The following is a 25,620-nucleotide window of genomic DNA, read 5'->3' as shown; positions in this document are numbered from 1 at the left end:
GAATCCCCCCTACTAAGATTGTTTACGACCAAAAATGAAATACGCAATAGGACCGGCACTCGCCACAAACACAATCACCAAAGCCCAAACCCACTTCACCTCTCCTCTGATCCTTGATGGATCTCTTTTAAGCAAATCAAACAAACCAATCACCATCAAAATCGCTTGCAGCAAAATAAGAGGTAATATCATCTTCATATCCATCCACGCCACTCCCTTTTCAAACGCCAATTTGTTTTGGTATTACTTCTTTTGACGACATGAAAAGTGAATTCGTTCAAATGGATTTTATTTTTATTGGTCGAATGATCTATAAGATATAAAAAAGCCCAGTGAAGATTATTTCACTGGGCTTGCTTGTTATTCTCATGATGAACCTCGAAAAATCTTTTCCATCTTCTTTCCTTTCGCTAACTCATCAATCAGCTTATCTAGATAACGAATGTTCTTCATGGTTTCTTCCTCAATGTCCTCTACCCGAACACCACAGATGACTCCTTTGATGAAGCTGCGGGAAGGATGAAGCTCAGGAGCCTCGGCAAAAAAGGTTTCAATGTCTATCTGTTGATCCACCTGTTTCTGCAGCTCTTCTGGACTGTACCCCGTCAACCAACAAATAATCGTATCGACTTCAGCCTTTGTTCGTCCTTTTCTCTCTGCCTTTGCGATGTAGAGAGGATAGACTTTTGCAAAGCTCATTGTGTAAATTTTAGGTTTCGTCATGTGTTCTTCTCTCTTTCTTTATTAAATATTTGTCATGTATTACCTAGGCAAGGTGCCTTTAAAGTTATGGCTATAAATACAACTTATAAACGATATATCAACCTTTACTATTCCCCTTTTTATTCTCTTTATCTTTTTTGAAACCCCTATATTTAAGAAATTGAACAATACAAAATCCAATGAATACACAAATCGGTCCTTCAATCGTTGCAGGACCGCCAATTAATAAATAAGAGCTAATAAACAATACGATATAGCCGATCAAGAAAAAAACAAATCCCCATTTCTCCTTTTTTAAGTATCGAATAAACATAATCTAATCCCCTAAAAAATCATTAATCAAATCTAATTCTATTTCTTTTAACCCAAAAATATCCCTTTAAACAATTATATCTAAAAGGGTTCAAAAGTTTGATGTAATTAGCTAATAAAGTTGTTTAATTGTTATACTCTTCAAAGTAGTATATTGCTATATTACTTCTTTTTTGTAGTTTCTTTATTTCTAATTTATCATTATTGTTTAAGAATTCTTCCAGAAAAATTATATGATTTGTTCTTACATGTGGTGAAAATTGTACTTTAGCATCTTCTGTAATCGATTCATACCTACTTATTAAAATTTTAACAATTTTATCTCCTACTAACATATCTCCATTTAAAATGTTACCAGGATATGATTCAAAGAATTTTTTTATATCTAAATCCAATTCAAATCCTTTTTTAGAATTTTGAAAAACAGTTACGGAATTATAATTTTGGGATTCCAAAATACTTCTCATTATTTCATTAATCTTATGATTTTTCTGATTTTTATTATAAAATATCACTTGATTAACTTTATCAAAACTTTGTTGTATAACATTTAAGGAATCTAAACCAAATGTACTGTTATTAATTTTAACAATTTCATTAAACATCCTCACTATACCTGTAATCGATTCATCTACAAATGATTGATAATCAAATCCGGTAACCTTAAATATAACAAATTCATCTAGTTGCATTTTATTAATTAATCTAATAACAATCTCTTTCTCATTATTAAAGTATTTAGACCATACATAGAACAAAGAAGTATATTTACCTTTCAGAAATTCTAAAAATTCATTTTTCATCTCTTCTTGTTTAGACATAAAATTTATTAAATCTCCGATATATCCATCTCTAACGATGTAATTTTGTTCAAAATTATACCAATTTTCAACTCGTAATTTTGTTAGCTTTATTATTTTTTCTTGAATATTATTATTAATAACTTTAAACCAACCTAACATATCTAAGTCATTAATAGGTTGGTTTATAATATATTTATTCATTTCTAATATTACTTCCGCTGGGTTAATACCTACAATCTGCCCTCTCTGCATTTTATTTAGTTTACTTATAAATAAATTTTCTAATCCTTGGGAATCAAGGATATCAAATGAAATTTCACTATATTCATTTTTCAACATTGTTAATTCTTTCAAAACTGATACAGGGGTACCCTTATATTTGTCATTAATTACGTAAGAAAATCTATTTAACTTCCATCTACCATTCCATTTGTCCAATAATTTCTTAAAATCTTCTTTTAACTTTTTTTTAGCATATTTTTCTGTTGTTTCTTTTGATATATCTTCAGGACCGTAACATTGAAAGTATTCTCCTTTTGAAGGAACGAATCCATCATTCTTTTCATCTCCCTGTCTACCAAAAGCTCTTACTTTCCTAAAGTCTGGATTAACTGTTGACATTAACTCACAAAATAAATCTTCAAAGACCTGCCCATCACTCATAAATAATTTTAATTTAAACTCTTTAACCTGCATATTAAGAATGTAGTTATCCATTATAATCTCCTGAAATTTTCAGTTTATCTAATTTACAATCAACTTTTATATTAAATCTTATATGTTGGACGAACAATAGATCCTCCATCTTCTGATTCATATTTACCACTGATGTAAGTCTCAAATGTTTCCAGACTAATAAAAGTCACTATGTCATCTTTATCTTGAAAGTTTGATGCCTTTTAATTTTCTTTAACATCTTGCCTTGCGCTCGTACCTCTTCATTGTTACCACTCCATATTAACTGTTCGTTCATATATATATGACTCTTTTTCTAGAAAACACTCTAAATTTTCATCAGAAGAAATAGCCATTTTAAGTTCTGAAATATATTCAGTATCAAATCTCATATCCGTAATAAACTCGACAATCTTAATAGCCCTTTTCCATTCTGAGTTATATAAATATTTTTCAAATTTATCTATCACTTCGCATATTTCTTTATAATTCACATCTCTAATTAATACTAATGAGAATGTTTCATTTGGTTGAGATGTTACCTCTACCGGGATAGCGCCTACCCCTTTAATATGAGCAAATAAAGATCCGGCTTCTTTTTGGAATCCTCCATGAGCGTATTTATTTCTTATTTCTTTTAATTCTCTTAATTTTTCATAGTAAGGCAATAAATTGCGATTATTATTTATATCGAATATTTTTTTAAATTTATCACTCCAATTATAATTAATTATACGAGGAATTGGTTCTACCCTATAATCTACTTTCGTGAAAGGTAACAACAAAATTAAAAGATGTTCTTGGAAACTAAAATATGCGTCAAGCATTGCTTGTGTATTAAATATAACTTCTTTTTCAAGATTCATTTTTCTATTTAACTCATCAACTAAGTTTCGAACAGGAAAATTTTCATTATTTTCTATTTCATTATAAATTTCCTCAACTTTATTTCTAAAATATAAATACCTTTGTCTAAGTATACCAGTTTGGTTCTCAATAGTTATTTCCCCATTAGCTATCACTTCGGTAATAAGAGGCTTTAAAATACTTTCTACAATTTTACAAGCACTATTTAATTTTTTAAATAAATCTTTCAATAATTCCTCATTATTATTTGTAATACTCAATCTCAGTCCAAATTTCTCCATAGAGAAAACACCATAAATATCTTTGTATTTAAAGGGTATTTCATATAATATTTTTTCCATAGGTTTATATCTATAGTCAAATTCTAAAAGGCGTACAAAGATAGTATAAATCATATATGGCTCAATAAAATTTACATCTGATTGTTTTACTTTTGAGTAACATAATTCTTTACTATATACTTCTTCTAGCTTTATATTTACAAATTCTCTAGTGCATAATTTTAAATTTTCAAACTTTTTTGGTTGCTCTATCATAATTCTTTCTTTTATATTCATATTAATGTATTTCTCCATTTCTAGCTAAATTATCGTCTAAAATAACTTCTAGCAAATTCACAGAAAATATTTAGATAGATTTAATTTCATTTAGAACTCTGGCGTAGGTTTTTCTGAAAAACCAAGTTCTGCTATTTGCATAATTGATGTAAATAAAACATTGCTAATGTACGTCTCCGGTAAATCTCTTAAGCGTGCATAATGAGTCAATTTCCATCCCTGTGCTATTGCTCTTTGACCATAACTTTCACATGAAGTGATAACTGAATTCTGAGCATGGATTTTCGTTATTTCTCTAGCTTGATATCTTTGAGTGCTATTAGCAACTGATCGATAAATAATGCTATAAATCTGCGAGACTGAAAAATGTTCTAAAAGCTCCTCAAAAACCTTTATTGTCTTCTCTCCAGGATTAAATGTGTAGCCCACTTTATCCATTTGATATAACAAATACTGTAAGCATTCATTAAGTGCAACTTGTCTCCATATTCCATAAGAAAAATCTTTGAATCCTTCTTCATTATCTAAAAGAGGATACATTAATCGCTTAATCATAGCATCGTAGTTGTCTTCTTTTGGCGCGACATTCAAGCGATAATGAACTTTATAGATATAGTAAGAAATTTTATATTGTTCTTCACCTTCTGAAATAAATTCAATCTCAAAGTCATTTAATTTTGATTTCAAGCTAGGAACTAAAATGTTTCTACCTGTTAATGTCTTTATTATCTCTCTCTCATATTCTGATGTAGGTGCTATTTTCCCCATAATATTTTCTAGAGGTTCAATATAGCTTGTATCTTCTGAAAGAGCGCCTCGTAATATAACCGCTAAATAAAGTCTATCTTCTAAGCTTAAATCTTTCTCTGAAATCTTCACCCAAGTGTCTTCTTCATAATAATCACATATTAATTGTCTTTTCTTAACTAATAACCTTTTTTGGCGCTCATTCTCTAATTTTTTTGCTTGCATTCTTTCGTTTACACAAAATTCACAGCTGCAAAAAGATGTTTCTTGATGTCCACAACTAGAACAATATTTCTGATGATAATTGGAGTAAGATCTAGATTCTAGTTGCATAACAATAGGCGATTCACATTTTATACAATACTCACCATTTAACACCGTAGGAAATATCTTCACTAGATTTGAAACAGTTGTTTTTATTTCATATTTTGACAAAAGATCTTTAACTTTTTCTCCATCATAATATGCTACTATTAATTCTACAATCTTCTTTTTAGATAAATGGCCTAATTTTTTATCTAAGTTAATAAAATCTATATTTTCAATTGATAATCTCATTAAAATCCCCCCAAACAAAAACACTCGTTCGCTTATTTCAATTATAAGCGAACGAGTGCTAAACTTCTATATCTAAACAACTTTGTTATTCATTAACATCAAATTTCAATTAAAACCTAACGTTACTCCACCGTCACACTCTTCGCAAGGTTACGCGGTTTATCCACATCACACCCGCGGTGAAGAGCTGCGTAGTAAGCGATCAGCTGTAATGGAACAACAGATGCAAGTGGTGCAAGTGCTGGATGTACAGCTGGAAGGACGAAACGGTCGCCTTCGTCTTCTAGGCCTTTTAGTGAGATGACACATGGGTTTGCACCACGTGCAACGACTTCTTTGACGTTCCCGCGAATGCTGAGGTTCACGTGCTCTTGTGTTGCAAGGGCAATGACCGGTGTGCCTTCTTCAATTAAAGCAATTGTGCCGTGTTTGAGTTCTCCGCCAGCAAATCCTTCTGCTTGGATGTAAGAGATCTCTTTTAGTTTTAGTGAGCCTTCAAGGCACACATAGTAATCAAGTCCTCTTCCGATAAAGAATGCGTTACGTGTCACTGTGAAGAAGTCACGAGCGATTTGTTCCATTTCATCCTTTTGATCGACAAGGGCTTCCATTGCATTTGCCACAATCCCAAGCTCTTTCACAAGATCAAAGTCAAGAGATTGACCATTTAATTCAGCTGCAACGGATGCAAGAATCGCAAGAACAGCGATTTGCGCTGTGTAGGCTTTTGTTGAAGCCACTGCGATTTCTGGTCCTGCATGAAGAAGCAATGTGAAGTCCGCTTCACGAGATAGCGTAGATCCTGGTACGTTTGTGATCGTTAATGCTTTATGATCAAGCTCTTTGACTTGAACAAGTACAGCACGGCTGTCCGCAGTCTCCCCAGATTGAGAAAGGAAGATGAACAACGGCTTTTTCGATAGAAGCGGCATGTTGTAAGAGAATTCACTTGCTACATGGACTTCTACAGGTACTTTCGCCCAGTCTTCAATATATTGTTTACCAACAAGCCCTGCATGGTAGCTCGTTCCACAAGCCACGATGTAAATGCGGTCTGCTTCTGCTACTGCGCTTGCGATATCGCCAGCGACTGACAGCTTGCCGTTTTCGTCTTGATATTCTTGGATGATTTTGCGCATGACAAGCGGCTGCTCATCCGTTTCTTTTAACATGTAGTGAGGATATGTGCCTTTCTCGATGTCGCTTGCATCTAGCTCAGCGATATAAGAAGGACGTGTCATGATATCACCGTCAAGGTTTTTGATGATAACCTCGTCTTTTGTGACAATGACCATTTCTTTATCCATTAATTCCGCATATTCGTTTGTTACTTGAAGCATCGCCATTGCGTCAGAAGCGACAACGTTGAAATCTTCTCCGAAACCAACCAATAATGGGCTTTTGTTTTTCGCCACATAGATTGTTTCTTTGTTTTCGTTATCGAAAAGAGCAATTGCGTAAGAGCCTTTTAGTTGAAGAAGCGTTTGACGGAAAGCTTCCTCTGTATCAAGACCTCTGTTCACAAATTGTTCGATGACTTGAACAACAACCTCTGTATCTGTGTCGCTTTTTAGTGTGACGTCTTGTAAATATTCGCGTGTCAATTGTACATAGTTCTCGATGACACCGTTATGAACAAGCGTAAAACGGCCAGAAGCACTTTGATGCGGATGCGCATTTAGATGGCTTGGTACACCGTGTGTTGCCCAGCGTGTATGTCCGATTCCAGCTGAAGATGCTACGTTTGCATCAACAACTTCACGAAGCTCAGCGATACGTCCTTTTTCTTTGAACACATGCACGCCTTCTTCGTTTGCCACAGCGATACCAGCTGAGTCATACCCACGGTACTCAAGCTTCTCTAAACCCTTTAATAAGATTTCCTTCGCATCATTCTGACCAATATAACCTACGATTCCACACATAAATATTCTTCCTCCCGATCATGTAAAAGGGACAAAGAAAGCCTACTACAATAGAAGGGACATTTCTTCGTCCCTCTCTACATGTTTAATTTGGGAGATCATGTGTATTCCCTTTGTACAAAGAGTCACCTCTTTGCTTTAAAGAAACACTTACGGCTGTGATCTCTTTTTTGATCAGCCGGGAGGCATCCGCCGAAAATTCGATAACCTCCATCCTCGTCAACTAAGCATCTTTCGTCCGATCGCTTAGTTCGGGCGCTATAATTATAAGAGAGTTTCTGAACATCTACCCTGCCTTTCCTGATAGAATAAAAATCCAGTAACACAAGGATGATTGTACTATAAGGTCTGACCTCCGTCAATCACAATGTAGCGGGTGATCCCTTTCAAGAAAGTAAGACCTCCATACACTATATGCGATGAGGCTTGTCTCGTTCTACCTTTGATGTGCTCTCTTATGTATGAAGACAACAGTTAATTGCCCTCGCGTATAAGATTCGTACAAATCCATCCATTTATGACGTTTATTCGAAAAAAAAGCAAACCGCTGCTAGCGATTTGCTTTGCTATCTATTACTCAATACCCATTTCTTCCTTCACAACAGCGGTAATTCTAGTCACATATTCATCACATAGCTCTTTTGTTTTCGCCTCTGCCATGACACGTACAAGCGGCTCTGTTCCAGATGGACGAACAAGAATACGGCCGTCACCGTTCATCTCTTTTTCAACCTCTTGAATCACTGCTTTTACTTTTTCATTTTCTTCTACTTTATATTTATCAGACACTTTCACATTCACTAGAAGCTGCGGGAATTTCTCCATTTCAGCTGCTAGCTCTGACAATGTTTTTCCTGTTGCTTTGAGTGTATTGACAAGCATGATCGCAGAAAGCATGCCATCACCTGTCGTATTGTAATCAAGGAAAATCAAGTGGCCTGATTGCTCACCACCGACATTATACCCATCCTTTTTCATCGCTTCAACCACATAACGGTCACCAACAGCGGTTTGGATGCTCTTAATGCCTTGTTTCTCGAGCGCTTTATAGAAACCTAGGTTACTCATGACCGTCGAAACGACAGTGTCATCCTTTAATCGGCCTTCGCCCTTCAAATAACGTGCACATATGTACATAATTTGATCGCCGTCTACAATATCACCTTTTTCATCGACCGCAATTAAACGGTCGCCGTCACCATCAAACGCAAGACCAATATCTGCACCCTTCTCCCTTACAAAAGCAGAAAGCGCCTCTGGATGAGTTGAGCCTACACCATCATTGATATTCAATCCGTTTGGTGATGTCCCCATTGTGGACACATCCGCATCTAAATCCGCAAATAAATGTGTTGCAAGAGAAGATGTTGCACCATGTGCACAGTCAAGCGCTACGTGAATACCTGTGAAATCCTCGTCTGCTGTCTGCTTCAAGAATTGCAAGTATTTCTGACCGCCTTCAAAGTAGTCATTTACTGTTCCAAGATCCGCTCCAACTGGGCGTGGCAATTGATCGACCGGCTGATCCATCAGCTGCTCGATTTCATTCTCCTGTTCATCAGACAGCTTAAAGCCGTCACCGCCAAAGAATTTAATCCCGTTGTCTTGAACTGGGTTGTGAGAAGCAGAGATCATGACACCTGCTTCTGCATCCATTGCTTTCGTCAAATAAGACACGCCAGGTGTTGAGATCACACCTAAACGCATCACTTCAGCCCCAATTGAAAGTAAGCCTGCAACGAGCGCTCCTTCTAGCATATGACCGGATACACGTGTGTCTCGCCCAACGAGTACCTTTGGACGTTCTTTATCCTTCGTGAGCACATAGCCGCCAAATCTCCCAATTTTAAATGCGAGCTCTGGCGTTAATTCGCTATTCGCCACACCCCTTACACCATCAGTTCCAAAGTACTTGCCCATGTTTCAATCGCTCCTTTTTTACCATTCAAGAGGACGCTTCGTCCTCTTTTTTATCTTCTTTGATCCGCTGTCTTTGACTTGATTCTTTCTTTGCTTTATCTTGCGTGGTTTCTTCTTTACTCTTCTCTTCCTGATCACCGTCATCAGAAGATGGCTTCTTCTGATCATTTGTAGACGCTGGCTGATCTTCTGTCTCAGTAGAAGTCAGTTTCACTTTGACCTTTGATCTCGATAATGTCCACGTCACATTTTGAGGACCGTTCACTTGAACTGTTACCTCATGTGTTCCTTCGTTCAAGTCCCCGACATTGATATAGGCTTCAACATCTGAAGCCTTTAGTTTATCAATCGCACTCTTTGATCCCTTTGCTGTTAATGTGAGCCGTCCAGAAGATGGGCTCACAAATTCAGAGGTGAGATCCTTGCTCAGACCTACGACAGAGATTGGTACATTATCGATCTTTTTTTCTTGCGCTGTTGCAACCTTTACTTTGATCTTCACTGTTTCGGGCGATACCTTTTTCACACCATCTGGCAGGGGAATGTCGGCATCAATCTCCGTATCATCTTTGATCTTGCTTAGGTCCAGCTCGACGCCATCAATAAAATCAAGCGAATCCAGCACTTTTTGAGAGCCGTACACTGTAACCTCACTCGGGCTTGTCTCAATGCTTGAGATACTGATCCCGTCCGGTAAGCTGCCCGTCCGCTCAATCTTAAACGGGACCTTCTTGCTCGGACTCGTAATTGGGACCGTAATATCTACCACAGACGGACTCACTTCGACCGGCAGCTCATTCCCGCTGCTATCATACACAGTGAGCTTCGCTTCTTTCTCAATCTGCTGATCGACATCCTCTAAGTTCACAAATGCTTTAATGACAGAAATTTTGTCGATCACGTCCTTAGAACCAGTGACTGTGACTTTTTTCGGATTCACAATAGGCTGTTCAGGTGAATAGCCGTCTTTGATTTTATTTTGATTATAAAATTCGGTTTCAACAGGAAATTCTGCTGTTGTTTTTTCTTGTATCGTCACCGTCGTCACAGATGGATTGATCGATAGCGTGAGTCCTTTTGATACATCTCTTGCCTTCAGCTCCACTTTATGGGTACCAGTGGATAAATTCTGCATATCTGCATATATTTCAAAATTCTTTGTTTGTCTTGCTGTTTTCACAGCACTCGTTGACCCTTTAATCGTCACATTAACTGTTTGCGGCACACCAGTGACGACGTACTTCTCATCATCATAATACGCTTTAACAGGAATGTCAGTCAGGGTTGCTTCATCTGTCGTCGATGTTGGGAAAAAGGATTCACCGATTTTTTTCGGCGTGGGCGCTTGCGCTGAATTGACTGCACCATACAGCAATAAAGCGAAGACCAATGCAAGAAGCTTTACGGCCCAGCGATTATTCAAAATCTTATCCATTTTTCTTGCCCCTCCAATACCATTTGGTCGAGGAAGCATCTTTGCTGTTCTTACTAAATTCAGCAATCAGCATTTCTTCAAGCGCTTCTTCTGTCAATTCTCGGTGGAGATCACCATTTCTTGCGACAGAAATGCCGCCTGTCTCCTCAGAAACGATGACGGTCAAGCTGTCTGTCACTTCGCTAATTCCGACTGCCGCCCTATGACGCGTCCCTAGTTCCTTAGAAATAAAAGGACTTTCTGACAGCGGTAAATAACAAGCTGCAGCTGCAATTTCATCACGCTTCATAATGACAGCACCGTCATGAAGCGGTGTATTTGGAATGAAAATATTAATGAGCAGCTCTGAACTCACCTTTGCATTCAAAGGAATTCCAGTCTCTATGTAATCATTCATCCCAGTATCACGCTCAATTGTCAGCAGCGCGCCGATTCTGCGTTTTGCCATATAGTTAATTGCTTTTGTAATTGCCTCGATCGTTTTCTGCTGCTGTTCCTCTACAGGTGTCCCGCTTCTTGAGAAGAAACGGCCGCGCCCAAGCTGCTCAAGCGCTCTCCTTAGCTCTGGCTGAAAAATAATAATGATCGCAAGGAATCCCCACGTAATCGCTTGATCCATCAGCCATTGAAGTGTGTTAAGACCGAGATACGCACTTCCCATCCTGACGAGAACAATGACCACAATTCCCTTTAAAAGCTGAACCGCTTTTGTTCCGCGGATGACCATCATTAATTTATATATCACATACCAAACAACGAGAATATCAACAGCATTACCGAGGTACTGCAAAAAAGGAATATCCCCTAAAGCCATTTCCTCGTCCTCCAGAATTTTCAGTTATTCTTCGTTTGATGCATTTTTAATAAAAAAAGAACCTATGTGTAAATACATAGCGTGGCTATTATATCACATTTTGTTTCAGCAAGGAAAACAGTTGCCATATATGGCTGGCGTGCTAGTTCGCATACATTCTGACCTATTATATAGAAAAAGAGCAGTCCCTAAAGAGACTGCTCTCGACCCGTATGATTACTTTTGCTCCTCTGGTCCAATGACCCGCATCACATTTTGTGCTGTGGATTTCATTTTGTACCAAATCCAATCAAACACTTCATTAATTTCATTAATTTGACCAGTGACTTGTCCGGCAGAAGCAGTCAGCTGTTCCCCATTGACGACGGTGACATTTCCATCAACCTTGCCTTCTACAATCAGCTTGCCATTTTTGACAGTGACATCACCTTTTACGGTTTCCCCTTTAGGTACGGTCACTGTATCATTTACAACAACGAGATTCGGCTGCTTCGACACACTGAAATTATGATCGGTATTCCAGCTTGTAAACAAACTGCCTCCCATCAAAATGAGAAAGAGGGCAGCGGCCACCATCAGCGGATGAGCTTTGATCCACCTTTGAATCGACACACGCTTTTTTTCCTTTGGAAGACCTGCCATCACCTTTGCAGTGAAATCAGTTGGTGCTTCTATATGAGATGTACTCTGCACAAGCGCGATGGATTTCTCAATTTGTTGAAAATGAGTACGGCACTCCTCACACGATTGCAGGTGGCTTTTTAATTCTTTTTCGTCTTGGGGCTCAATGTCCCCGTCTAAATACTGATGCATAAGCAGGACGATTTTTTCCTGACAGCTCATCAAAATCACCTCACTCAAAGGTCTCTCAACTGTTTCCGGAGAGCCTCTCTACCCCTGTGTATTCTCGTTTTCACCGTACCAACTGGTATATTTAGAATCTCACTAATTTCTTTTAACGAGAGTTCATCAATATACTTTAATACGATGACCGAACGATATTTATCGGGTAATCTTAGAATTTTTTGCTGAATGGTACTCGATAATTCAAGAGACACCACCTCTTCCTCTGGCAAAATGCCATCAGCAGCAATTTGAGAATACATATTCAATCCTTCTGTTCCTGCCACCTCTGCATCTAAATAATAATCCGGCTTTTTTTTGCGAATACGATCGATGGTCAGGTTGGTTGCAATGCGGTACAGCCACGTAGAAAACTTACGATTCACATCAAAGCTTTCAATATTCACATAGGCACGAATAAACGCCTCCTGTGCAATATCCTCTGCTTCGTGTGCATTCCCAAGCATACGATAGCACAGCTGATAAATTTTGTCTTTATACAGGTCTACGATGTCTGCAAATGCGTTCTGGTCGCCTTTTTTCAATTGCTTAATTCTCTTTTTAATCATTGTGTCCATAGTATATTCAACCTCTGCCTTCACCGGTCTTTATGTATACGAACCTCTTTCCAAAAGGTTTCATTCTCCTCTAAAAAATAGTGTAACAAATTTTTGACAGCGTGTTACGCATATCCACCAGTAAAAACCTTAATATATCCTTAAATTTATCCAAAACAAAAAAGAACGGGAACAAGTCCCGCTCTACAATAGCTTTTCGCCCATTAACGAACCAATCAACGCAACAGCTGCCTCGGCTGTTTTATTTTTTTCATCCAAAACCGGATTCACCTCAACAAATTCAGCAGAAGTCAAAATACCCGCTTCCTCTAAAAGCTCCATAGCAAGATGACTCTCCCGATAACTAATGCCGCCCGCCACAGGAGTTCCTACACCAGGACACTCCGCTGGATCTAATCCATCTAAATCAAGCGACAGGTGGACACCATCCGTTCTTTCCTTTAAATATGAAATGGCATCCTCCATCACCCTTGTCATTCCTAAACGATCTATTTCATGCATCGTATACACTTTAATGCCTTTCTCTCTTATCAATGCCCGCTCTCCTTCATCTAAGGATCGAGCACCAATTAAAACAACATTCTCAGGCTTCAATTTTGGAGAATAACCGCCAATGTTCGTCAAATCAGCATGGCCAAGGCCGAGACTGACTGCAAGCGGCATACCATGTATATTTCCAGAAGGAGAGGTTTCCTCTGTATTTAAATCACCGTGTGCATCATACCAAATGACACCTAAGTTTTCATAATGCTTGGATACACCTGCAAGTGTGCCAATGGCAATGCTATGATCACCGCCTAAAATGAGCGGGAATGAACCTGATTGCACAATACTGTCAACCTTCTCAGCGAGCAGCTGATTTGCACCAGCATTCTCCGTTAAATTTTTTAGCTTTTCACTTGTATATAAACCCTTTTCATCATCTCTTTGTTCAACCGGAATATCTCCGAGATCCTCCACATCAAATGAAAGCGATTCCAATTTTTCTTTTACGCCTGCACACCGAATCGCACTCGGTCCCATGTCGACGCCCCTTCTCATTTGCCCTAAATCCATCGGCACCCCGATAATCGTGACCTTCTTTTGATCTCCCATATGTACATCCCCTTTCCGTTCATGCTTATAGTTTACTTTCTTGATGCCTTCTGACTCAACTCAACAATATTTTGAATAGTTATACATTCCGCCTGCCAACATAAAAAAAAGACACCTTTTTAAAAAAGGTGTCTTAACTGGGCTAGCTGGATTCGAACCAACGCATGACGGAGTCAAAGTCCGTTGCCTTACCGCTTGGCTATAGCCCAAAAATGGTGGAGGGGGGCGGATTCGAACCGCCGAACCCGGAGGGAGCGGATTTACAGTCCGCCGCGTTTAGCCACTTCGCTACCCCTCCACATATGGAATTGATAAAGAAAAAACAGTGCCGGCAAGAGGACTTGAACCCCCAACCTACTGATTACAAGTCAGTTGCTCTACCAGTTGAGCTACACCGGCATATGGTGGAGGATGACGGGCTCGAACCGCCGACCCTCTGCTTGTAAGGCAGATGCTCTCCCAGCTGAGCTAATCCTCCACATCATGGTGACCCGTACGGGATTCGAACCCGTGTTACCGCCGTGAAAGGGCGGTGTCTTAACCGCTTGACCAACGGGCCAATTTGTCAAGTTTGACTGTTTCCGTGAAGCTGACAAAAGTTATTATATACAGGTTGTCCCCCTTTTGTAAAGGGGATTTTTATTTTTTTTATTTTCTAACTATTTACCTTCAATTAGCACTACTTTTTGTTTGAAATATAATTTCAGTATTTAAATATAATGTTGAAATTTCATATCATACTGAATATACTGAAAATGAAGAAATAAGGAGGAATGTCGCATGCAGCCATCTCAATTGCGTTCTTTGACAACAGAATCAAGAAATCCTAACACAATAGGAATATCACAAGCAGATCCGCTTGAAATACTCCAGATGATCAATGAAGAAGATATGAAGGTCGCTCAAGCTGTGAACCGTGTCCTACCACATGTCAAAACAGCAAGTGACTTCGCCTATGAATCCATTTCAAATGGGGGCAGACTCGTTTATTTAGGGGCCGGGACAAGCGGCAGACTTGGCGTGATGGATGCTGTCGAATGTCCTCCTACCTATAGCGTCTCACCTGATGTGATTGTCGGCATCATGGCAGGCGGAGACTCTGCTTTTTCACATGCTGCCGAAGATGTGGAAGACAGTGAAGAAGCTGGCAAACAGGATTTAGTACACATTCACCTAACATCAAAAGATACAGTCGTCGGTATCGCCGCAAGCGGCAGGACACCCTACATCATTGGCGCTTTAAACTATGCTAAATCCATCGGCGCAAAAACAGTAGCCCTCAGCTGTAATGAACAGGCAAAAATTAGCGAACTGGCAGACTGCGCCATTGAAGTCGTTGTAGGACCAGAAGCTATCACAGGGTCAACACGAATGAAAGCCGCATCCGCTCATAAAATGATTTTAAATATGCTTTCCACCTCTGTCATGATCAGACAAGGGAAAGTATATGAAAACTTGATGGTTGATGTAAAAGTCAGCAATCATAAATTAAAAGAACGCGCCATCACCATCATTCAACATGTGACAAACGCTTCCTACGAACAAGCCGTGAAAACGCTTGATTCGGCAGACTTAGAAGTCAAAACTGCCATCGTCATGCTCCAAACAAACACAGACAAGAAAGCAGCCAAGGATTTACTCAACAAAACGAATGGTCATATCGACAAAGCCATCGCACATCATCAATCCTAAAGGAGGCAGAGCTCATGTCAGCAGGTGGACTCACCCTACTACACACAATGAAAGCAAAGCTCCCCCAATCTGAAAAAATCATTGCAGACTATATCCTTGCCCATCCTGACAAAGTCATTAAAAGCACAGTACACGAGATCAGTCAGGCAGCCGGTGCAAGCAGCTCTGCAGTCATCCGCCTTTGTAAATCTCTCGGGCTGGATGGCTATCACGATTTAAAAATGCGAATCGCAGGCGACTTGATGCATAGCGATAAACAAGGCTACCGTGATATCGAACAAGATGAACCGATTCAATCCATTATTCAAAAAACAGCAGGAAACTCGATTCAATCGATTAAGGACACTGCTTCTATTTTAAATGCAGATGCGTTAGAAAAGGCTGTTCAATTACTGCTGCATGCAAACCAAATCCATTTTATCGGCGTCGGTGCATCCGGCATCGTCGCAGCGGATGCCCAGCAGAAATTTCTCAGAATCAATTATGCAGCGACTGCCTTCACTGACATGCACATCGCATCAACGGTCATCGCAAATGCAGGAAAGAATGACATCGTGTTCGGTATATCCTTTTCAGGAGAAACATTAGACATCATTCAAGCCCTTCAGCTCGCAAAAGACAATCAAGTGAAAACCATTGCCTTGACGCATCCAGGTCAAACAAGCGTTTCTGCCTTATGTGACGTTCATCTATCGACGTCCGGTTCCAATGAAGCACCTTTTCGCAGTGCAGCCACTTCCTCTAGAATGGCACAGCTCTACTTAATTGATGTCTTGTTCCTCAGCTTAGCTTCCCGTCAATATGAAGAGACAGCGCAATATATTGACAAAACAAGACATGCCATCCGCTCCATGAAACGAAAAACAAAGGGGGATTCAACATGAGTCATCAAACGAAATATCAGCAGTTGGCGAAAGACATTCTTTCTCTCTGTGGTGGTTCTGAAAACATTTCTTCCCATACACATTGTATGACGCGTCTCCGAATTACACCGATTGACAATGAACAAGTTCAGATCAATGCAATCAAAGAACTCGATGGCGTCATTGGAGTCGTTGAGGCAGAAACGCTGCAAATTATCTTAGGTACTGGTGTTGTCAACCAAGTATCAAGTGCATTTGAACAACTGCTAAATGCCTCTGGCTCCTATGATTTAAACAACGAAGCACAAAAAAACAAGCAAGTCATTTCACAAAAGAACCGCACACCGTTCAAGCTGTTCTTACGACGAATTGCCAGCATTTTTATTCCTATCATTCCAGCACTTGTTGCATCAGGTCTTATTACTGGGATTACAAAAGCAATCGTGCAAGCGGGCTGGCTTGATGGAAAATCCCAAGCGGCGATCATTTTAACCGTTATTGGTTCAGGGTTGTTCGCTTATCTCGGTATATTAGTTGGAACAAATGCCGCAAAGGAGTTTGGGGGCTCTCCTGCATTAGGCGCATTAGCTGGAATCCTCATTATTAACCCAGCCTCCGCAGAGATTATGCTATTTGGCACAAATATTCTACCAGGCAGAGGCGGACTTATCGGTGTTCTTCTAGCCGCCATCTTTATGGCACTTGTGGAAACAAGAATCAGACGCTTCGTCCCGCAATCACTTGATATCATCGTCACACCAACCATCACACTACTTATTACAGGCATTTTTACGTACGTTGTCTTCATGCCAGTCGGCGGATTTATATCGGATGCCATTACCTCAGGATTAACTTATCTATTAAATATGGGCGGAATCTTCGCTGGATTTGTTCTTGGTGCGACCTTCCTTCCACTTGTTGTAACAGGACTTCACCAAGGACTGACACCGATTCATATGGAACTCATCAATTCCATAGGAGATGACCCGCTTTTGCCGATTCTCGCTATGGGCGGTGCCGGACAGGTAGGTGCAGCATTCGCCATTTATATGAAAACAAAAAAGAAAAAACTCAAAAGAGCTATCGCCGGTGGACTTCCTTCAGGGATGCTCGGCATTGGTGAACCACTCATTTTCGGTGTCACACTCCCGCTGGGACGACCATTTCTCACCGCTTGTCTTGGCGCTGGAATCGGCGGCGCATTTCAAGCCTACTTTCAAATTGCAACCAAAGCGATTGGTGTATCAGGTCTTCCATTAACCTTTATTGTTCACACACATCAAATGCTTCTTTACTTAATCGGACTCTTCATTGCATATGTCGCTGGATTTATTTTCACATACTTATTTGGTTTTCATGATGATATGGCTGTTGAATTTGAGGAAAAATAAGCAATAGGAGGTCTAACTCTTGAAGAAATACTTTCTCTTAATAACAAGTCTGCTCATGCTCCTTGGATTACCAGCACAAACATTTGCAACTAGCTCCCATCCTGTATCGTCTTTGTCTAAAACAGCACCTGAAGAATATCCCGTCTTAAAAAAGGCAAAACGACCGGAACAAGTTGGTTTTTCTTCTAGGCAGCTTAGGAAGGTTGATCACATGATTCAAAACGATATCAAAGCAGGTTTTCCAGGAGCTGCACTCATCATTATCAAAGACGGAAAAATCGTTCATCAAAAAGCCTATGGCTACAGACAAAAATACGAAGGCACAACGGAACTCAAATCCTATAAGAAAATGAAAAAGAATACTCTGTTCGACTTAGCATCCAATACCAAAATGTATGCGACCAACTATGCCCTGCAAAAGCTTGTCTACGAGAAAAAACTGAATGTGAACGAAAAAATACAAGCCATCCTGCCAGATTTTAAAGATGAACCAGATGCAAAGGTAACCGGCAAAGATCAGCTCCGTGTAAAAGATCTTCTGACCCATTCTGCCGGACTCCCTTCCAGTGTCTTATTTTATAGCAAAGAAGCAGCCGGCACCTTTTACTCTCAAGATAGAAAGACAACGATGAAATGGCTGCCGAAGGTGCCTCTACAATACAAACCAGGCACCCAGCACATTTATAGTGACATTGATTACATGCTGTTAGGCATGATCATTGAGAAAAAAACAGGTATGCCTCTTGATCAATATGTAGAGTCGACAATCTATCGGCCGCTAGGTCTCAAACACACAATGTTCAATCCACTGCAAAAAGGATTCAAACCGAAGCATTTTGCAGCAACCGAACGTTTAGGTAATTCGCGAGATGGTGTCATTGATTTTGAAAACATTCGCAGGTACACCCTGCTAGGCGAAGTCCACGATGAGAAAGCATATTACTCAATGGCAGGAATTTCTGGTCATGCTGGACTTTTCTCTAACATATCCGATATGGCCGTGCTGCTCCAGCTCATGCTGAACAAAGGAGGCTATGGAAAAACCACCATCTTTGATCAAGCTTCTATCGATCTCTTTACAGCCTCTTCTGATACAAACCCAACATACGGGCTAGGCTGGCGTAAAAACGGTCATACTGACATGGAATGGATGTTTGGAAAATATGCTAGTAACGAAGCCTATGGACATACTGGCTGGACCGGAACCATGACTTTGATTGATCCAAAACATAATCTAGGTATCGTCTTGCTGACAAATAAGAAACATTCGCCTGTCGTTTCACCTGAAACCAACCCAAATCAATTTGAAGGTGACCTTTTCCCAACTGGCACTTACGGAAGCATCATGACCGCCATCTACGAATCTTTTAAGTAAAAGGAGGAATTCGATGTTAAAAGCACTTTTCCCCGCTGCTTTGGTTTTAGCTCTACTAACCTCTTCCCTTCCAACGGAAAAGGTTAGCTCTGCGCCTTTTCCAACCGCAAAACAAATGGTACAAAACATGTCTTTGGATGAAAAGATAGGTCAAATGCTTATGCCAGACTTTCGTAATTGGCAGACAAAAGATGAATCCGCACCTACAGGCTTAACAAAGATGAATAAAGAAGTATCCCATCTTGTAGAAAAATATCATCTGGGCGGTGTCATCTTATTTGCGGAGAATGTCGTTGATACGAAACAAACCGTCAAACTCACCCATGAATTTCAAAAAGCATCACCAAAGATTCCATTACTCATTTCAATTGATCAAGAAGGTGGAATCGTCACAAGATTACAAAAGGGAACACATTTCCCAGGAAATATGTCGATTGGTGCCTCAAGAAGCAAGAAAAACGCATACGACACAGGAAAAATCATCGGTAAAGAATTAAACGCACTAGGGATCAATACAAACTTCTCTCCTGTTCTAGATGTGAATAATAACCCAAACAACCCCGTCATCGGTGTCCGTTCCTTTAGCTCCGATCCTGCTCTTGTCACAAGGCTTGGTCTTCAAACCATGAAGGGACTTCAAAAGGAAAAGACCATTTCGACACTTAAGCATTTCCCGGGACATGGTGATACAGCCGTCGATAGTCACTACGGCTTGCCGCTCGTAGAACATGATCTAGATCGTCTTAAAAAGGTGGAGCTTTATCCGTTTCAACAAGCGATCAACGCTGGTGCAGATATGGTCATGACCGCTCATGTTCAATTTCCTGCTATTGATGATACAACGTATAAAAGCAAAAAAGATGGCGAGGACATCATGGTTCCAGCAACCTTATCAAAAAAAGTCATCACAAACTTATTAAAAGAAGAGATGGGCTTTCAAGGAGTTGTTGTAACAGATGCCCTAAATATGAAAGCGATTGCAGATAACTTTGGACAGGAGGAAGCTGTAGTGATGGCCATTAAGGCTGGCGTCGACATCGCCCTCATGCCAGCACCAGTCACTTCTCTTAAAACAGAGAAAAACCTTGAGAATGTGTTCAATGCTGTAAAACAGGCAATTGTAAAGAAAGAAATTCCGATGTCTCAAATCAACGAATCTGTTGAAAAAATCCTTCAATTGAAGATCAAACGAGGCATCATCTCTTCCAAAAAACCCATCATCCTTGAGAAAAAAATCAAAAAAGCCACTCAAGTCGTTGGGAAAAAGTCGCACCGGAACGCAGAACAAAAAATGGCACGTGAAGGGATCACCCTGCTTAAAAACAACAATAAGACCCTCCCTTTCAAGCCTAAAAAGAATGACAAAATCTTGGTCATGGCACCTTACGAAGATCAGACAAAAGCTATGTCTGTCACAATTGACTCTCTGATCAAACAAAAAAAGATCAAGCCTGTACGTATCCAATCATATGCTTTTGCGGAAAAGACCTTCACCAAAGAAACAGCCAAACTCATACAAGGTGCTGAATATGTGATTACTGGCTCTTACGTTGTCCAAAATGACCCAGCTGTGAATGATGGTGTAATTGATGACAATGTACAGGACCCGAAAAAATGGGCGACGGCTTTCCCGCGTGCTGTCATGAAAGAAGCTGCAGCACAAAACAAAAAAATGGTCATCATGAGCCTAAGAAACCCTTACGATGCAGCAAATTTTGAGGAGGCGGATGCCTTACTAGCTGTTTACGGTTTTAAAGGCTACTCAAACGGACAATTTAACCAGCCAAATATTCCTGCTGGGTTAGAAGTCATATTTGGCACTGCATCACCTAAAGGCAAACTGCCTGTAGATATCCCATCTGTCACTCATCAAAATCAAATCCTGTATCCATTCGGCTATGGACTTAACTTGAAAGGGAAACAGATCAAATAGGAGGGATTCTCTTGAAAAAAACAGCAAGCTTCATACTCGCAAGCATTCTCATAATGAGTACATTGACTGCCGCCTCCCCCGCAAACCAAGAACGAACAGATACAAAAGGAAAAAAAGCAACAGTCAAAACAGGGATTGAAACACTGCTCTCAGGCAATCTTTCATGGTTAAAAGGGAAAAGGATCGGCCTCATTACGAACCCAACTGGTATTGATGCAAATATGAAAAGCAGTGTCGATCTCCTATTTGAGCATCCAAATATCAAGCTTACTGCTCTATATGGACCTGAACATGGTGTGCGCGGAGATGCACAAGCAGGAGAAGGCGTCGAATCCTATACCGATGAAAAAACAGGTCTTCCTGTATACTCTCTCTATGGAAAAACAAGAAAACCAACGCCTGACATGCTTAAAAATGTAGATGTCTTGCTGTTTGATATCCAAGATGTTGGCGCTCGTTATTACACCTATATTTACACGATGGCCTATGCGATGGAGGCTGCGAAAGAAAACAACATTCCCTTTGTTGTCCTAGACCGTCCAAACCCCATTGGCGGACTAAAAGTAGAAGGCCCTGTCTTAGAACCTGAGCACGCTTCTTTTGTAGGGCTCTATCCAATACCATTAAGACATGGGATGACAACTGGTGAACTAGCAACATTCTTTAACAAAGAGTTTCATATCAATGCTGATGTCACAGTCATCAAAATGAAAAATTGGAAGCGTTCCATGACGTTTGAAGACACGAAGCTGCCATTCGTCCTTCCTTCACCTAATATGCCGACAGTGGATAGTACCTTTGTCTATCCCGCCACAGGATTAATTGAAGGCACAAATGTCTCTGAAGGAAGAGGAACAACAAAACCGTTCGAGCTCATTGGCGCTCCATATATCAATAGCAATGAGCTAGCAGATCATTTAAATCAATTAAAACTAAAGGGTGTAAAATTTAGACCTGTATCATTCACCCCCACTTTTTCTAAACATGCAGGGAAGCTATCACACGGTGTGCAGCTATACGTCACAGACCGCTCTTCATTCGAAGCGGTAAAAACAGGGTTATCCATCATCAAAGCCATACATGATTTATATCCAAAAGACTTTCAGTTCCTTCAAACTGGCAGCTTTGATAAACTCATCGGAAATGGTTGGATCAAAGAAGAAATCAATCAAGGTAACTCTGTCAAACACATCATGAAGCACTATCATCATGACCTCAAATCATTCGAAAAGAAACGGAAGAAATATCTCATCTATTAATTCGAAAAAAGACCTCCATCTCATAGGATGGAGGTCTTTTCATGATAAAGATTTAGTCACAGCAGGTGCTTTCAGCTCAAAGCGATTGAGTAAGAAACCAAACAAGGCAGCAAGTACTTGCTGAAACAGCATACCAATCACAACAGGGACCGCAACAGCAGGCGGGAAAAAGCTAATAGCAAGCACAGCTCCCGCACTAATATTTCTCATGCCGCCTGTATACACAATGGCCACAATCTCTCCTTGAGTACATTTCATTACCTTTCCAATCAACCACGCAAAAGCATACCCACTCATCGCAATGAAAAAGACAGTCGCTGCTTTGCTAAAAAATGCAGCATCCAGTTCACGCAAATATGGGGCGACAACAGAACTGTTAATCGATACGACAACAAACAAGCCTAATTTTGAAAAGGGAGCCAAGGTCTGACTCAATGTTTTCGTCACCGATGGCTTTGCATACTGACGAACGAGCATCCCTAAAATAGAGGGCAGCACCACCATACCGAACAGCCCTTTCATGATTGCAAACATGTCCATATGGACCTGTGTACCAACGAAGAGTGACAAGCTTACTGGCACAATCAATGGCGAAAGCAATGTATCAATTAAAATAATAGATAATGTTAACCCGACATTTCCTTTATACATCGCCGCCCATATTAAACTAGACACACCTGTCGGAATCACCATCGCAAGCGTCAAACCGGTGATCGTCATGGAATCACCCGCAAAGATCAAATGCCCCGCTGACCATGCATAAAGAGGCATCAGCACATGCAAAATCATAAACGATAAAATCAAAGGCAATGGATGCATCACCGTATGTTTTAAAGATGAAAAAGTAGACGATAAGCTCCCTGAAAATGTCATAATGGCAAATACCCAAGGCACCATAAACGTAAAATCCTTTAAATAAGCCGCTAATAAAACACCAAGTAACACACTAATGGGCGTAATAAGCGGCATCATCCGGCCGAGCACTTGGTTCAAACGCACAAGCATGCCGGCCACCCCCATCCTTCACTTTCTTACCTTTTCTATTGTAACAAACAGAAAGAACTTATTATGAACCATTTACCTGATTCACAAGCTTTTGACTTGATGTATCCATTCCAATTACGTCTACCTGTACACCAGCTGCCTGATACTTTTCCTTTACACGTTCTATCGCTGCCACGCCAGATTCATCCCATATACGCGCTTCAGACAAATCAATGACAACAGCTTGTAGATCTTTTTTCTGATCGAACGCTTGGATGAAATCAGTGACAGAAGCAAAGAAAATTTGCCCTTTAATTCGATAAACCCAAGTCCCTGCTTGTCTTTCTGTAGAGGTAATATGAAGCTTCGATATTTTGGCCACAAAGAATACCGCACTAAGCAGCACACCTGCAAAAACACCTTTTGATAAATCATGAGTTAACACCACCGTCACCACCGTGACAATCATCACAATAGAATCTGTTTTCGGATTCTTTTTTAGCTGCTGAAAGGAACTCCAATCGAATGTCCCAACGGAGACCATGATCATCACAGCCACAAGAGCAGCCATTGGAATTTGAACCACCACATCTCCGAGTACAAAAATCAGTACCATTAGAAATGCACCTGCCACAAAGGTAGAAAGACGGCCACGCCCGCCTGCCTTCGTGTTAATCACTGATTGACCAATCATCGCGCAACCAGCCATACCACCAAAGAATCCTGCAACCACATTGGCAATCCCTTGACCTCTCGCTTCCTTGTTCTTACGACTAGACGTCTCCGTCATATCATCAACAATCTGTGCAGTTAAAAGAGACTCAAGTAAACCAACCATCGCTAGCGCTAAAGAATAAGGAAAAATGATAGCAAGTGTCTCCCAGCTAAACGGTACTTGAGGAATCAGAAAAGCAGGCAAAGAACTAGGAAGCTCTCCCATATCTCCAACCGTTCTCACATCAATATGTCCAAATACAGCAAGGATCGTCATGACAATAATGGCAATGAGAGGAGAAGGTATCACTTTTATCACCATCGGCAATAAATAAATGATTAGCAAAGCACCACCCGTCATGATATACATAGCCATCGATTCCCCAACGAAATGCGGAAGCTGAGCCATAAAGATCATAATAGCCAACGCATTCACAAAACCAACCATCACGGATCTCGGAATAAATTTCATCAGACGAGACACTCGGCAAAGTCCAAACACTATTTGAATCAGACCTGTTAAAATTGTAGCCGCAAACAAATACTGCAGTCCGTGATCGGCTACCAAATTAACCATAACTAGAGCCATAGCCCCTGTAGCGGCCGAAATCATACCAGGTCGTCCACCAACAAACGAAATCACAATGGCAATACAAAACGAAGCATACAACCCAATCTTCGGATCAACGCCCGCAATAATCGAAAACGCAATCGCCTCAGGAATTAAAGCGAGAGCCACTAAAATACCCGCAAGCACATCCTGACGCACATGCCCAAACCATTCTTGCTTTACAAATAAATCTTTCAAACCATCTACTCCTTTTTATATACATACCGTACACGGAAAAGAAGATCAATCAAACCTGGGATGAAGAAAGGAAAATAAAAAATGCTTCACTTTCGGGGAAAAAGAGGAACGTACAGAGTCTTTTGTTAGAGAGGATATCATCACTTTAGTAAGAATATAAGAAAGGAACTAAGGAATCAAGAACAAAAAGAAGGAATGCGTAGAAAATTGATACAAAGCTTCCTTATCAATCGATTTATTCCATTTTCATGAGTCTACTTGTCACTGAGCAAGCTCAACATTTTTAAAACAAACAAAAAAAGCCTTCTCATCATCGAGAAACCTTAAACATTCATCATTATAATTTAGAGGAAAGCTTCCAAGCGGGCTCGAACCGCTGACCTCTTCCTTACCATGGAAGTGCTCTACCTACTGAGCTATGGAAGCATGGCTCCGCAGGTAGGACTCGAACCTACGACCGATCGGTTAACAGCCGATAGCTCTACCACTGAGCTACTGCGGAATGATAAAGTAACTTCTTCCATTGGAAGGATATAAACAAAAAGCTTGGCGGCGTCCTACTCTCACAGGGGGAGACCCCCAACTACCATCGGCGCTGAAGAGCTTAACTTCCGTGTTCGGTATGGGAACGGGTGTGACCTCTTCGCTATCGCCACCAAACCTGATGGAGAGAATGTTCTCTCAAAACTAGATAACAATGTTCAAACTTCACATTAGAATAAAGGTTAAGTCCTCGATCTATTAGTATC

21 protein-coding genes, 7 tRNA genes and 1 rRNA gene are annotated in these 25,620 nt (G+C 40.2%); 6 read left to right on the top strand and 23 right to left on the bottom strand.

The features are described 5' to 3' along the window. Window positions 1-12: 12 nt before the first annotated feature. The 18 genes from SB660_RS05340 to SB660_RS05255 all read right to left on the bottom strand — a co-directional run bounded on the left by SB660_RS05340 (window position 13) and on the right by SB660_RS05255 (window position 14,411). Window positions 13-204 (bottom strand): PLD nuclease N-terminal domain-containing protein, encoded by a 192-nt coding sequence (locus tag SB660_RS05340; RefSeq protein WP_003217265.1) that lies wholly within the window; start codon window positions 202-204, stop codon window positions 13-15. Between the two features lie 162 nt (window positions 205-366). After that, entirely contained in the window at window positions 367-723 is a 357-nt protein-coding gene (locus SB660_RS05335) for a DUF2200 domain-containing protein (protein WP_061406550.1), read from the bottom strand. Between the two features lie 97 nt (window positions 724-820). Further along, the gene (locus SB660_RS05330; RefSeq protein WP_061406548.1) at window positions 821-1,036 is read right to left on the bottom strand and encodes a hypothetical protein; all 216 of its coding nucleotides are present in this window, start codon (window positions 1,034-1,036) and stop codon (window positions 821-823) included. A 124-nt stretch (window positions 1,037-1,160) separates the two neighbouring features. Next, complete coding sequence (locus SB660_RS05325) at window positions 1,161-2,555, bottom strand: hypothetical protein (RefSeq protein ID WP_144463214.1); 1,395 nt, start codon at window positions 2,553-2,555, stop codon at window positions 1,161-1,163. A 227-nt stretch (window positions 2,556-2,782) separates the two neighbouring features. Further along, on the bottom strand, window positions 2,783-3,937 hold the full coding sequence (locus SB660_RS05320; protein WP_410581673.1) for a hypothetical protein: 1,155 nt from the start codon (window positions 3,935-3,937) through the stop codon (window positions 2,783-2,785). Window positions 3,938-4,027: 90 nt separating this feature from the next. Further along, the gene (locus SB660_RS05315) at window positions 4,028-5,242 is read right to left on the bottom strand and encodes a hypothetical protein (protein WP_144463216.1); all 1,215 of its coding nucleotides are present in this window, start codon (window positions 5,240-5,242) and stop codon (window positions 4,028-4,030) included. Between the two features lie 122 nt (window positions 5,243-5,364). Further along, window positions 5,365-7,167: a glutamine--fructose-6-phosphate transaminase (isomerizing) gene (gene glmS, locus SB660_RS05310; protein WP_410581671.1), complete on the bottom strand. Its 1,803-nt coding sequence runs from the start codon at window positions 7,165-7,167 to the stop codon at window positions 5,365-5,367. A 573-nt stretch (window positions 7,168-7,740) separates the two neighbouring features. Continuing rightward, a complete protein-coding gene (gene glmM, locus SB660_RS05305; protein WP_061406538.1) occupies window positions 7,741-9,087 on the bottom strand; it encodes a phosphoglucosamine mutase in 1,347 nt (448 codons plus the stop codon). Window positions 9,088-9,112: 25 nt separating this feature from the next. Continuing rightward, window positions 9,113-10,522, bottom strand: a complete 1,410-nt coding sequence (locus SB660_RS05300; RefSeq protein ID WP_410581668.1) for a CdaR family protein — start codon at window positions 10,520-10,522, stop codon at window positions 9,113-9,115. Beyond that, window positions 10,515-11,336 carry a diadenylate cyclase CdaA gene (gene cdaA / locus SB660_RS05295; RefSeq protein ID WP_008344027.1) on the bottom strand — a complete coding sequence of 274 codons (822 nt, stop codon included), beginning with the start codon at window positions 11,334-11,336 and terminating at the stop codon, window positions 10,515-10,517. The genes SB660_RS05300 and cdaA overlap by 8 nt, the downstream gene beginning before the upstream one ends. 216 nt (window positions 11,337-11,552) lie before the next feature. Continuing rightward, a complete protein-coding gene (rsiW, locus tag SB660_RS05290) occupies window positions 11,553-12,179 on the bottom strand; it encodes an anti-sigma-W factor RsiW (RefSeq protein WP_044139276.1) in 627 nt (208 codons plus the stop codon). 14 nt (window positions 12,180-12,193) lie between these two features. Further along, complete coding sequence (gene sigW, locus SB660_RS05285; RefSeq protein ID WP_003217112.1) at window positions 12,194-12,757, bottom strand: RNA polymerase sigma factor SigW; 564 nt, start codon at window positions 12,755-12,757, stop codon at window positions 12,194-12,196. Window positions 12,758-12,940: 183 nt separating this feature from the next. After that, window positions 12,941-13,852: an arginase gene (gene rocF, locus SB660_RS05280; RefSeq protein WP_180309693.1), complete on the bottom strand. Its 912-nt coding sequence runs from the start codon at window positions 13,850-13,852 to the stop codon at window positions 12,941-12,943. 137 nt (window positions 13,853-13,989) lie between these two features. Next, a tRNA-Gln gene (locus SB660_RS05275) sits at window positions 13,990-14,061 on the bottom strand. 4 nt (window positions 14,062-14,065) lie between these two features. Next, window positions 14,066-14,150: transfer RNA gene (locus tag SB660_RS05270), tRNA-Tyr, on the bottom strand. Window positions 14,151-14,178: 28 nt separating this feature from the next. Beyond that, a tRNA-Thr gene (locus tag SB660_RS05265) sits at window positions 14,179-14,251 on the bottom strand. A gap of 3 nt (window positions 14,252-14,254) precedes the next feature. Beyond that, window positions 14,255-14,330 (bottom strand) — tRNA-Val (locus SB660_RS05260). A 6-nt stretch (window positions 14,331-14,336) separates the two neighbouring features. Beyond that, window positions 14,337-14,411 (bottom strand) — tRNA-Glu (locus SB660_RS05255). Window positions 14,412-14,632: 221 nt separating this feature from the next. Here SB660_RS05255 and murQ point away from each other — a divergent pair. From murQ to SB660_RS05225, 6 genes are read left to right on the top strand one after another with little or no spacing between them, the layout of a single operon-like run. Further along, window positions 14,633-15,544 (top strand): N-acetylmuramic acid 6-phosphate etherase, encoded by a 912-nt coding sequence (gene murQ, locus SB660_RS05250; RefSeq protein ID WP_061406534.1) that lies wholly within the window; start codon window positions 14,633-14,635, stop codon window positions 15,542-15,544. Between the two features lie 14 nt (window positions 15,545-15,558). Further along, entirely contained in the window at window positions 15,559-16,428 is an 870-nt protein-coding gene (locus SB660_RS05245; protein ID WP_061406532.1) for a MurR/RpiR family transcriptional regulator, read from the top strand. Next, window positions 16,425-17,798 (top strand): PTS transporter subunit EIIC, encoded by a 1,374-nt coding sequence (locus SB660_RS05240; RefSeq protein ID WP_410581664.1) that lies wholly within the window; start codon window positions 16,425-16,427, stop codon window positions 17,796-17,798. The genes SB660_RS05245 and SB660_RS05240 overlap by 4 nt, the downstream gene beginning before the upstream one ends. Before the next feature lie 19 nt (window positions 17,799-17,817). Beyond that, window positions 17,818-19,173, top strand: coding sequence for a penicillin binding protein PBP4B (pbp4b, locus tag SB660_RS05235; RefSeq protein WP_058015146.1), 1,356 nt, complete (start codon window positions 17,818-17,820; stop codon window positions 19,171-19,173). A gap of 13 nt (window positions 19,174-19,186) precedes the next feature. Further along, entirely contained in the window at window positions 19,187-21,106 is a 1,920-nt protein-coding gene (locus SB660_RS05230; protein WP_410581661.1) for a glycoside hydrolase family 3 protein, read from the top strand. Window positions 21,107-21,117: 11 nt separating this feature from the next. Then, window positions 21,118-22,365 (top strand): exo-beta-N-acetylmuramidase NamZ family protein, encoded by a 1,248-nt coding sequence (locus SB660_RS05225; protein WP_410581659.1) that lies wholly within the window; start codon window positions 21,118-21,120, stop codon window positions 22,363-22,365. A 39-nt stretch (window positions 22,366-22,404) separates the two neighbouring features. On the opposite strand, the gene SB660_RS05220 is transcribed toward SB660_RS05225, so the two are convergent. The 5 genes from SB660_RS05220 to rrf all read right to left on the bottom strand — a co-directional run bounded on the left by SB660_RS05220 (window position 22,405) and on the right by rrf (window position 25,531). Next, on the bottom strand, window positions 22,405-23,370 hold the full coding sequence (locus tag SB660_RS05220; RefSeq protein ID WP_058015143.1) for a bile acid:sodium symporter family protein: 966 nt from the start codon (window positions 23,368-23,370) through the stop codon (window positions 22,405-22,407). A gap of 61 nt (window positions 23,371-23,431) precedes the next feature. Next, window positions 23,432-24,871, bottom strand: a complete 1,440-nt coding sequence (locus tag SB660_RS05215; protein WP_410581657.1) for a SulP family inorganic anion transporter — start codon at window positions 24,869-24,871, stop codon at window positions 23,432-23,434. 353 nt (window positions 24,872-25,224) lie between these two features. Further along, window positions 25,225-25,297 (bottom strand) — tRNA-Thr (locus SB660_RS05210). A gap of 1 nt (window position 25,298) precedes the next feature. Beyond that, window positions 25,299-25,373 (bottom strand) — tRNA-Asn (locus tag SB660_RS05205). Between the two features lie 42 nt (window positions 25,374-25,415). Beyond that, window positions 25,416-25,531: ribosomal RNA gene (rrf, locus tag SB660_RS05200) — 5S ribosomal RNA — on the bottom strand. Window positions 25,532-25,620: the final 89 nt, after the last annotated feature.

The organism is Bacillus sp. SIMBA_005 (assembly GCF_046535585.1).
Taxonomy (GTDB): Bacteria; Bacillota; Bacilli; order Bacillales; family Bacillaceae; genus Bacillus; species Bacillus pumilus.
The sequence above is the reverse complement of the archived record's forward strand: the minus strand, read 5'-3'. Positions and strand labels throughout refer to the sequence as shown.